Raw genomic sequence first — 10,209 nt, forward strand, 5'->3', positions numbered from 1 at the left:
TCAGCACTCCCTAGAATCGCGCGCCCAATCAGCCAGGCGATTCCGTATGTCCCGTCCGTTCTCTCCCGAATTGCTCTGCCCCGCTGGCACGCTGAAAGCCATGCGCTATGCCTTCGCCTATGGCGCCGATGCGGTATACGCCGGGCAACCGCGTTATAGCTTGCGGGTGCGTAACAATGAATTCGATCACGCCAACCTCGCGCTCGGCATTGCCGAGGCCCACGCGCTGGGCAAGCGTTTTTATGTGGTGGTCAATATCGCCCCGCATAACGCCAAGCTGCGCACCTTTCTCAAGGACTTGGCGCCAGTGGTGGCCATGGCGCCGGATGCGTTGATCATGTCCGACCCCGGTTTGATCATGTTGGTGCGTGAGCACTTCCCGCAGATGCCTATTCATTTGTCGGTGCAGGCCAATGCGGTGAATTGGGCCAGCGTGAAATTCTGGCAGCAGCAAGGCTTGAGCCGGGTGATTTTGTCCCGCGAGCTGTCGTTGGAGGAAATCGGCGAAATCCGCCAGCAGGTACCGCAGATGGAGCTGGAGGTTTTCGTTCATGGTGCGCTGTGCATGGCGTACTCGGGGCGCTGCCTGTTGTCCGGCTATATCAACCGCCGCGATCCAAATCAGGGCACATGCACCAATGCGTGCCGCTGGCAGTACCAGGCGCATGAGGGCCAGCAGAATGAATTGGGTGAAATTGTTCGGCCTTGTGCTCCGACGCTAGGTCAAGGCAGCAGCACTGAGCGACTGTTTCTGCTGGAAGACGACAGCCGCCCCGGTGAGTTGATGGAGGCCTTTGAGGACGAGCACGGCACCTACATCATGAATTCCAAAGACCTGCGCGCGGTGCAGCATGTCGAGCGTTTGGTGCAGATGGGTGTGCACTCATTGAAGATCGAAGGCCGTACTAAAAGCCACTTTTATGTGGCCCGTACCGCCCAGGTTTATCGCCAGGCCATCGACGATGCTGTCGCCGGTAAACCCTTCGCCCCGCACCTGTTTACCGACCTCGAATCACTGGCCAATCGCGGCTACACCGAAGGCTTTTTGCGCCGCCATGTGCATGATGATTATCAGAATTATGAGCACGGTAACTCGCGCGCCGAACGTCAGCAGTTTGTTGGCGAACTGACCGGGGAGTGGCGCGACGACCTTGCCGAGGTGCGGGTAAAAAACCGCTTCGCTGTTGGCGATCGCTTTGAACTAATGACGCCCTCCGGCAATCAGCACTTCTCTCTGAGTACGCTGAAAAATGCGGCGGGCCAGTCGATCACCATTGCCCCCGGCGATGGTCACATCGTGTATGTTGCGCTGCCTCCAATCGCCGATGGGCGCTTTGGCCTGCTAATGCGCTACCTCGACAGTGCGGATTAATAAACTGCAGCTCGTCTGAGAGTGGCGACACGCCAGACAACATGGCCGCGTCGTTGCAAGCTGTGTTGAAACGAAAGCGCGACGAACTGTATCGGCGCTGAAACGGTCATGAAGTTCAGGCAATTTTTTGCAATATGTTTTATTGCAAAACGCGTCTAAAACGGACCGTTCAGCAGATACCGTGGCACTTTGCGACTAGGGTTTCGACAACGCCATTTGTGCCAACTAGCGTTTTCCTAGCGTTCTCGAAATTTCTGAAAGGGGGTAGACCATGAACCAGCTCGTCCGCACTACAACCCTGCTGCTTCTATTTGGAGCAGGAACGTTAAGCATGCAGACGCAGGCAGCCGCCACACTGATGCGCTCAGCCGACTTTATCAACGCCATGGGCGTAAACCTGCACGTCAGCCAGGGCTCTTCGAACTACGCGAAGATGCCGATGGTCATCAGCAATATGCAGTACCTGGGCATCGTCAACGCCCGCGACAGTTACAACCCGTTCTGGGGCAACCCGCCGTATAACTACTACACCACCCTGGCCAAGGCTGGCGTGAAGTGGAATTACATCGCTGCCGTTGGGGGCACCAAGTCGCCAACCACCATCGCCACCTTTCTGACCAATATCAGCACGGTGGAGAAAGCCGTACCCGGTTCGACGCTGGCGGTGGAAGGGCCAAACGAGATCAATAACTTCCCGCTGATCTGGCAGCCCGATGGCACCAAAGGCCTACCGGCTGCGCTGTCGTTCCAGGCAGAGCTGTATAAACAAACCAAAGCGCACCCGCTGTTTAAAAACACCCAAGTGTTTTATTTCACCGGTTACAACGCAGGCGGTATTCCTAAAGGTCCGGACCCCGCGGTGACCAAAGGTCTCGCCGACTTCAATAACCAACACCCCTACCCCGCTGCCGGCAAACCACCGACCAAGTATGTAAAACGTACGGTATTGGGTAACACGCCCGCTGGCGTTGGCCCTGCGGTGTACACCGAAACGGGCTATCAATCGCCCAAAACCACCGCCCAGGCGAGTGCCTCTTGGTTGCTGAGTATTCTGGCCAACAGCGCTTACAACGAGATTCATCGCACCTACATCTACCAACTGATGGATGAAGGCGATGGTTATGGCTTGTTCGCCAAAGCCGACAATGCGCCAACTCCAGCGGCAACGGCCTGGCATAACCTCAACACCATCCTGGTGGATTCAACGCCTACCGCGTCGAACTTCACCCTGACCAAGTTGATCCCCTTTTCCACCGTAGGGCTGCCTACCACCGGCCGCTTCCTTGCCCTGCAAAAGAGCAATTACGAAACCAATATCCTGGTGTGGGCTGAACCTGACTCCTTCCCTGGCCAATCGGCACCGGTAACGGTGAACCTGGGGTCCACTCAGGCCACGGTGAATATTTACGACCCTATCGTCGGCACCGAGCCCATTCAGTCGCTGCGTAATGTCAGCAAGGTTCAGGTCAACCTGACCGACCACCCGCTAATCATCCAGGTGCCGGCCTCCACGGCGTCGCTGAAAAAAGCCAAATTGCTGTAACGCCTTAACGCTTGCCCCCAACGCCGTCGCCCGCAAGTGCGACGGCGTTTTGCTTTTGCCCCGGCATAGCCGCGGCCGCCACGGCCTTTCACGCTTGCTTCTTACCAAGCCTGCCGACAAGCTATGCGCCTGCGAACCGACAAGGCCACTTGGCATGCGTATTTTGATCACCGGCGGCGCGGGCTTTATTGGCTCGGCGCTGATTCGCCATCTTTTGCAAAACACCACACACCAGGTGCTTAACCTCGACAAGCTGACCTACGCCGGCAACCTCGAATCCCTCGCCAGCGTGGCGAGCAATCCGCGCTATCGCTTTGCCCAACTGGATATCGCTGACCAGCCGCACGTGCGCGCCCTGCTGGACGACTTCCAGCCCGAGGCGATCATGCACCTGGCGGCCGAATCGCATGTCGATCGCTCTATCGACGGACCCTCGGCGTTTATCCAGACCAATATCGTCGGCACCTATGCGCTGCTGGAAGCCACCCGCGGTTACTGGCAGGGCCTGGCGGACGAGGCCAAACAGGCCTTTCGTTTTCACCATATTTCCACCGACGAGGTATACGGCGACCTGCATGGCGTCGACGACCTCTTCACCGAAACCACGCCTTACGCCCCCAGTTCGCCGTACTCGGCCAGCAAGGCGGCGTCCGACCACTTGGTTCGCGCCTGGCAACGTACCTATAACCTGCCGGTACTGATCACCAACTGCTCGAACAACTACGGGCCGTATCACTTCCCGGAAAAACTGATTCCGCTGGTGATCCTTAATGCCTTGGAAGGCAAGCCGCTGCCGGTGTATGGCAACGGTGCGCAGATTCGCGACTGGCTATTTGTGGAAGACCACGCCCGCGCCCTGCTCAAGGTGGTGACCGAGGGCAAGGTTGGCGAGACCTACAACATTGGCGGCCATAACGAGCAGCAGAATATCGACGTAGTGCGCAGCATCTGCGCGCTGCTGGAAGAACTGGCGCCGGAAAAACCGGCCGGCGTTGAGCGTTACGACCAGCTGATCACCTTTGTGAAAGATCGCCCCGGCCACGACCTGCGCTACGCCATCGACGCCAGCAAGATCGAACGCGAGCTAGGCTGGGTACCAGAAGAAACCTTTGCCAGCGGCCTGCGCAAAACTGTGCAGTGGTATCTGAACAACCTCGACTGGTGTCGCCATGTGCAAGACGGCAGCTACCAGCGCGAACGCCTTGGCGCAACGGAGTAACTGAGCATGAAAGGAATCATTCTGGCCGGCGGTTCGGGCACACGCCTGCACCCCATTACCTTGGCGGTGTCCAAGCAACTGCTGCCGATCTACGACAAACCGATGGTGTACTACCCCATCTCGGTGCTGATGCTTGCCGGCATCCAAGACATCCTGCTGATTTCCACCCCGCACGACCTGCCGCAGTTCGAAAAAATGCTCGGCGACGGCAGCCAGTTCGGGGTCAATTTCAGCTACGCCGTGCAGCCCTCGCCCGACGGCTTGGCGCAGGCGTTTTTGATTGGTGAACAGTTTATTGGCGACGACTCGGTGTGCCTGATCCTTGGCGACAATATTTTCCACGGCCAGCACTTCACCGAGCAGTTGCAACGTGCCGCCAGCCACACCAGCGGCGCCACGGTGTTCGGCTACTGGGTAAACGACCCCGAGCGTTTTGGCGTGGTGGAATACGACGCGAACGGCAAGGCCATTTCCATTGAAGAAAAGCCGGCCAAGCCTAAATCCAGCTATGCGGTCACTGGTTTGTATTTCTACGACAACGACGTCATCGAAATCGCCAAGGCGGTAAAGCCCTCGCAGCGCGGCGAGCTGGAAATCACCGACGTAAACAACGCCTACCTGCAACGCGGCGACTTACGCGTGGAGCGCTTTGGCCGTGGCTTTGCCTGGCTGGATACCGGCACCCACGACAGCCTGCTGGACGCCTCGCAATATGTGCAAACCATCGAACACCGTCAGGGCTTGAAGGTCGCTTGCCTGGAAGAAATCGCCTACCAAAATGGCTGGATCGACCGTGAGCAATTGCTGGTGCAGGCCAAGGCCTTCGGCAAGACCGGCTATGGCCAATACCTCTACCGGCTAGCAGGAGAACAGGTGTGAAGGTTATTGCCACCGACATTGCAGACGTACTGATCATCGAGCCAAAAGTGTTTGGCGATGAGCGTGGCTTTTTCTTTGAAAGCTTTAACGCCCAAGCCTTTAAAGCGGCGACAGGTGTCGACTGCCAGTTCGTGCAGGACAACCACTCGCGCTCGCAGCGCGGTGTGCTGCGCGGCCTGCATTATCAAATCGAACAGGCGCAGGGCAAGCTGGTACGCGCCAGCGCTGGCGAAGTGTTGGATATCGCCGTCGATATTCGCCGCAGCTCGCCCACCTTTGGCCAATCGGTCAGTGTGTTGCTGTCAGCGGAAAACAAACGCCAGCTGTGGATACCGGCAGGTTTTGCCCACGGCTTTGTGGTGCTCAGTGAATCCGCCGAGTTCTTGTACAAAACCACCGACTACTACGCCCCGGCCCATGAGCGCTGCATTCGCTGGGATGACCCAACGCTGGCTATCGACTGGCAATTGAATGAAGCGCCGCAGCTGTCGGCTAAAGACCAGGCAGGCGTGCTGTTTACCGAGGCGGAGCTGTTTCCATGAAGGTGTTGATCAGCGGACGCAATGGTCAGGTCGCTCAAGCGCTGCTCACTAGCCTGCAAGGCTTAGGCGAAATCATCTGCCTGGGGCGCGCCGAACTGGACCTGGCTGACGTTGCTGCGGTGCGTGCCCAGGTTCGCGCCCTGCGCCCTGACCTGATCATCAATGCTGCGGCCTACACCGCCGTCGACCAAGCCGAAAGTGAACCCGAGCAAGCCTTCGCCATCAATGCCATCGCTCCCGGTGTGCTGGCCGAGGAAGCTAAGGCGCTTGGCGTGCCGTTGATTCATTACTCCACCGACTATGTATTTGATGGCAGCAAGTCCGCGCCCTATCAGGAAAACGATGCCAGCCAACCGCTGGGCGTCTATGGCCAAAGCAAACTGGCCGGTGAACAGGCCATTGCCGCAGTGGGTGGCAACTATCTGATCCTGCGCACCAGCTGGGTGTACTCGCTGTACGGCCGCAACTTTCTGCTGACCATGCAGCGCCTGCTGCAAGAGCGCGAAGAGCTACGTGTGGTCAGCGACCAGATTGGCGCGCCGACCTGGGCCGGCACTATCGCCGACACCACCCGCGAGTTGATTGCGCAGTGGCAGAACGGCAACGCCGGTCCCTGGGGCATTTATCACCTGACTGGCCAGGGCGAAACGTCGTGGTTTGGCTTTGCCAGCGCCATCGGCGAACACCTGAAAGCCGCAGGCAAACCCTGCGCACGCCTGGTACCCATCGCCAGCAGCGACTACCCGACACCGGCGCAACGCCCACTTAATTCGCGGCTGGATTGCGCACATCTACAAACGGCCTGGAATGTGCACCTGCCCCAGTGGCAAGTGGCGCTAGCCGACTGCCTGCGCCATGCCGACTGACTCGCCGCTGCGCCGTCCACGCTGGCGCAGCTTGCTGCTGCTGGCCGCGCTGCTGGCACCGCTGCTGTGGCCGCTGCAACAGCTGGCCGAGCGTTATTACAGCAGCGAGCTGATCGAACAAAACCGCCAGACCCTCGACCTCTACGTGGCCAACCTACTCGGCAGCCTGCGCCGCTATGAAGTGCTGCCGCCGATTCTTGGCGACCTGCCGGCGCTGCGCGGCGTGCTCACCCATCCGCAAAACCTTGATGCGCAGATACGCGCCAATCAACTGTTGGAAGAAGTACGCGGGCAAACCGGCGCCGACTCCATCTACTTGATGGATGCCGCCGGCACCACGCTGGCCGCCTCCAACTGGCGCCAGTCGGACAGTTTTGTCGGGCGCAACTTTGCTTTCCGTCCCTATTACCGCGAAGCGGTGACCGGGCACCTGGGACGTTTTTTTGGCCTGGGCACCACCTCGGGTAAACGCGGTTACTACTTTGCCTCGGCGGTAAAAGAAGGCGAGACGGTGATTGGTGCGCTGGTGGTCAAGGTCGACCTGGACACTACCGAAACCCTGTGGGGTAAAACCCCCGAACAGTTGATGGTCACCGACAGCAATGGCGTGGTCATTCTTACCTCGCGTGCCGAATGGCGCTTTCGCGCCAGCCGTGAACTAAGCGCACAAGAGCGCAGTGAAATCGCCGCCAACAAGCCCTACCCAACGCTTGAACCGCAGATGCTCAAACTGCGTAAAAAGGCCTGGATTATTCAAAACCGTAGCCTGGCGGAAACCGGCTGGACGGTGAGCATTCTGGCCCCGGCCGAGCAGATTTCGCGCCCAGTGCAAACCGCTGTGGCCGTCGGCGGCGCGACCTTACTGGTGCTGATTTTGCTGCTCGGCTTGCTGATGCAACGCCGTCGGCATTATCTGGAACGCATCGCTATCGACGCCCGTGCCCGTCGCGAGCTGGAAATTCGCGTGCTCGACCGTACCCGCGATCTGGAAACCCTCAACAGCCGACTCAAAGACGAGGTGCTCGAGCGTGAGCACGCGCAGCAGGAATTGCTCCGCGCCCAGGATGAGTTGGTGCAGGCCGGCAAGCTGTCGGCGTTGGGCACCATGTCGGCGAGCATCAGCCACGAACTCAACCAGCCGCTGGCGGCGATCCGTAGCTACGCAGAAAACGCCTCGGTGCTGCTTGACCATCAACGCACCGACGATGCCCGTGGCAACCTGAAATTGATTGGCGAGCTGACCGGGCGTATGTCATCGATCATCGCCCACCTGCGCGCCTTTGCCCGCCGTGATCGGCATGCGCCGGAAAGCGTGGCGCTACAACCGGCGCTCGACGATGCCCTGGCACTCTTGGCCAAACGCCGGCGGGCCATGGATGTGGAGCTGATCCGCGACTTGCCCGACGCCACGCTCTGGGTACAGGCCGGCGAAACCCGCCTGCGCCAAGTGCTCGGCAATGTGCTGGCCAACGCCCTTGATGCCTTGGTGGAAAAAGCCCCACCGCGGCGCATTTGGCTCAGCACCAGCAACGACGAGCACGGCGTGCGCCTGAGCATTCGCGATAACGGCCCAGGCTTTTCCGCCGACGCCCTCAAGCGCGCCCGCGAACCTTTTTTCACCACCAAGACCAGCGCCCAAGGGTTGGGCCTGGGCCTGGCGATTTGCGAAACCCTGATGCTCGCCTTAGGGGGCGAACTGCATCTGGCCAACCACCCGGACGGCGGCGCCGTGCTGACCCTGCACCTGCTGCCCGCCGCGCCAGGGGTAAACCGACAACCTTCTGAGGATCTCAGCTCATGACCGACAGCACCTTCGATAACCGAGCCCAGGTGCTGCTGATCGACGACGATCCTCACCTGCGTCAAGCATTGAGCCAAACCCTGGATTTGGCCGGCCTGAAAGTCTGCAGTCTGGCCAGCGCCAAAGGCCTGGCAGGCACCATTCCCCGCGACTGGCCGGGCGTGGTGGTCAGCGATATTCGCATGCCTGGTGTTGACGGTTTGGAGCTGCTGACGCAGTTGCATGAGCAAGACAGCGATTTGCCAGTGCTGCTGATTACCGGCCACGGCGATGTGCCGTTGGCGGTGCAAGCCATGCGTGCTGGCGCCTATGACTTTCTGGAAAAACCCTTTGCCAGCGACGACCTGCTCGACAGCGTGCGCCGCGCCCTGGCCCTGCGCCAATTGGTGCTGGATAACCGTAGCCTGCGCATGGCCCTGGCCGATCGCCGCGAGCTATCCGCGCGGTTGGTGGGACAGTCGCCCGGCATGCTGCGCCTGCGTGAGCAGATCGGTGCATTGGCGGCAATCAACGCTGACGTGTTGATCCTCGGCGAAACCGGCACTGGCAAAGAAGTGGTCGCCCGCGCGCTGCACGACTTGTCCAACCGCCGCAACGGGCCGTTTGTAGCCATCAACGCCGGGGCGCTGGCCGAGTCGGTGGTGGAAAGCGAGCTGTTTGGTCACGAGCCTGGGGCGTTTACCGGCGCGCAGAAACGGCGCATCGGCAAGTTTGAATTCGCCAATGGCGGCACCCTGTTTCTCGATGAAATCGAAAGCATGAGTTTAGAGGTGCAGGTCAAACTGCTGCGCCTTCTGCAGGAACGGGTGGTGGAACGCTTGGGCGGCAATCAGCTGATTCCGCTGGATATCCGTGTGATTGCCGCGAGCAAGGAAGACCTGCGCCAGAGCGCCGACCAAGGGCGCTTCCGTGCCGACCTTTACTACCGCCTGAACGTCGCGCCGCTACGTATTCCGCCGCTGCGTGAGCGCAACGAAGACGCTTTGCTGCTGTTCCAGCACTTCGCCGAATCGGCCAGCGCACGCCACCACTTGCCCGTGCGTGAACTGCAACCGGGCCAGCGCGCCACCCTGCTCTGCCACACCTGGCCTGGCAATGTGCGTGAACTGCAAAATGCGGCTGAGCGTTTTGCCTTGGGCTTGGAGTTGTCGCTGGAAGGCGCCACGCCAGACGTGCCAAAAATAGCGGACGGCGGCGGGCTCAGTGAACAAGTAGAAGCCTTTGAACGCGCGCTGATCGCCGCCGAACTGGCACGGCCGCATAACTCCCTGCGCAGCCTCGCCGAAGCCCTCGGCCTACCGCGCAAAACCCTGCACGACAAATTGCGCAAGCATGGTTTGAGCGCCAGTCAGGAAGACGGCGAGTAAGGTTCAAAATCCCTTGGTGCGCACCGCACACCCTACGGACGAGATCGCTCTTGTCCGGTGTGCTATGCGCAGCAAGCAGTCTGCGTTAAACACTTAAATCCCCCCGCGTAGACCCATTCGAAATTACCCCCGTCTCCCGCTATTTCCACCCCCTGCAATGGCCCTTGGCCAGCCAAAACCCGCGTCCTTGCGCATTGCGTAAAGCGGTCTAGCGTTGTTTTGGCCACGCCAATCTGAAGCATGCGCGCAGTGTTTTGAGCCTCTGCTCTGCGCTCCACGTCCTGCCGTCAATACGCCGACGCTCAACATGGAAGTTAGCAGGCTCTTGATTCAAGTCAGATATCTACCTGCGTATGCGTGCGTAGATCACTGCTACTTACTTAGCCAAGGATGCACACCATGTCCGAATCTGCCCACAAACTTCGTTTAGGTGCGCTGGTCGCCCTGGTCGTCGGCTCGATGATCGGCGGCGGGATTTTCTCCTTACCGCAAAATATGGCCGCCAGCGCCGATGTGGGTGCGGTGCTTATCGGTTGGGCGATTACCGCCGTGGGTATGCTGACCCTGGCCTTTGTCTTCCAAACCCTGGCCAACCGCAAACCCGATCTGGATGCCGGTGT

General features: G+C 59.7%; 9 protein-coding genes. All 9 read left to right on the forward strand.

Annotated elements, in window-relative coordinates; translation table 11 throughout:
- Window positions 1-46: 46 nt before the first annotated feature.
- Window positions 47-1,372, forward strand: a complete 1,326-nt coding sequence (gene yegQ / locus AAAB16_RS07185; protein ID WP_340662729.1) for a tRNA 5-hydroxyuridine modification protein YegQ — start codon at window positions 47-49, stop codon at window positions 1,370-1,372.
- A 331-nt stretch (window positions 1,373-1,703) separates the two neighbouring features.
- A complete protein-coding gene (locus AAAB16_RS07190; protein WP_340662730.1) occupies window positions 1,704-2,915 on the forward strand; it encodes a hypothetical protein in 1,212 nt (403 codons plus the stop codon).
- Window positions 2,916-3,069: 154 nt separating this feature from the next.
- Window positions 3,070-4,134: a dTDP-glucose 4,6-dehydratase gene (gene rfbB, locus AAAB16_RS07195; RefSeq protein ID WP_340662731.1), complete on the forward strand. Its 1,065-nt coding sequence runs from the start codon at window positions 3,070-3,072 to the stop codon at window positions 4,132-4,134.
- A gap of 6 nt (window positions 4,135-4,140) precedes the next feature.
- Window positions 4,141-5,013, forward strand: coding sequence for a glucose-1-phosphate thymidylyltransferase RfbA (gene rfbA / locus AAAB16_RS07200; protein WP_340662732.1), 873 nt, complete (start codon window positions 4,141-4,143; stop codon window positions 5,011-5,013).
- Entirely contained in the window at window positions 5,010-5,555 is a 546-nt protein-coding gene (gene rfbC / locus AAAB16_RS07205; RefSeq protein ID WP_340662733.1) for a dTDP-4-dehydrorhamnose 3,5-epimerase, read from the forward strand. Before rfbA ends, rfbC begins: the two co-directional genes overlap by 4 nt.
- Window positions 5,552-6,421 carry a dTDP-4-dehydrorhamnose reductase gene (gene rfbD, locus AAAB16_RS07210; RefSeq protein WP_340662734.1) on the forward strand — a complete coding sequence of 290 codons (870 nt, stop codon included), beginning with the start codon at window positions 5,552-5,554 and terminating at the stop codon, window positions 6,419-6,421. The genes rfbC and rfbD overlap by 4 nt, the downstream gene beginning before the upstream one ends.
- The gene (locus AAAB16_RS07215; RefSeq protein WP_340662735.1) at window positions 6,411-8,222 is read left to right on the forward strand and encodes an ATP-binding protein; all 1,812 of its coding nucleotides are present in this window, start codon (window positions 6,411-6,413) and stop codon (window positions 8,220-8,222) included. The genes rfbD and AAAB16_RS07215 overlap by 11 nt, the downstream gene beginning before the upstream one ends.
- Window positions 8,219-9,589 carry a sigma-54 dependent transcriptional regulator gene (locus AAAB16_RS07220; RefSeq protein WP_340662736.1) on the forward strand — a complete coding sequence of 457 codons (1,371 nt, stop codon included), beginning with the start codon at window positions 8,219-8,221 and terminating at the stop codon, window positions 9,587-9,589. Before AAAB16_RS07215 ends, AAAB16_RS07220 begins: the two co-directional genes overlap by 4 nt.
- Window positions 9,590-9,988: 399 nt before the next feature.
- Window positions 9,989-10,209, forward strand: a 221-nt coding sequence (locus tag AAAB16_RS07225) for an amino acid permease (RefSeq protein ID WP_340662737.1), incomplete at its 3' end; no start/stop codon positions are given.

Source organism: Pseudomonas sp. (assembly GCF_037994325.1).
GTDB lineage: Bacteria > Pseudomonadota > Gammaproteobacteria > Pseudomonadales > Pseudomonadaceae > Aquipseudomonas.